The organism is Streptomyces sp. NRRL B-24572 (assembly GCF_002156145.1).
GTDB classification, from domain to species: domain Bacteria; phylum Actinomycetota; class Actinomycetes; order Streptomycetales; family Streptomycetaceae; genus Streptomyces; species Streptomyces vietnamensis.
In genome coordinates this window covers 1-219 of the sequence record NZ_MWIG01000791.1, presented here as the reverse complement: position 1 = coordinate 219, position 219 = coordinate 1, and the positions used below count along the sequence as shown (strand labels likewise).

The following is a 219-nucleotide window of genomic DNA, read 5'->3' as shown; positions in this document are numbered from 1 at the left end:
GGCCCCGGTGGGGGCCGGGGGGCGAGCCGGTCAGTAACCTCCGCCCTGGTAGGGGCGGTTGTACGGGTCGTCGTACGGCGCGGGGGCCGGGACCGGCGCGGGCCGCGGGGCCGCCGGACGCATCGCCTCGTAGCCGGTGGCGGCCGGGCGGGGCTGCTGCGGGTACGGGCTGCCCGGGTAGCCGCGCGGGGCCACCTGCTGCTGCGGGATGTACGGGGC

The 219-nt window shown here is 80.8% G+C and carries 1 protein-coding gene; it reads right to left on the bottom strand.

Features of this window, described 5'->3' with window-relative positions; translation table 11 throughout:
• Positions 1-30: 30 nt before the first annotated feature.
• Positions 31-219 (bottom strand): DUF6643 family protein (locus CCN56_RS36025; RefSeq protein WP_373412943.1); only part of this gene is annotated, 189 nt, incomplete at its 5' end.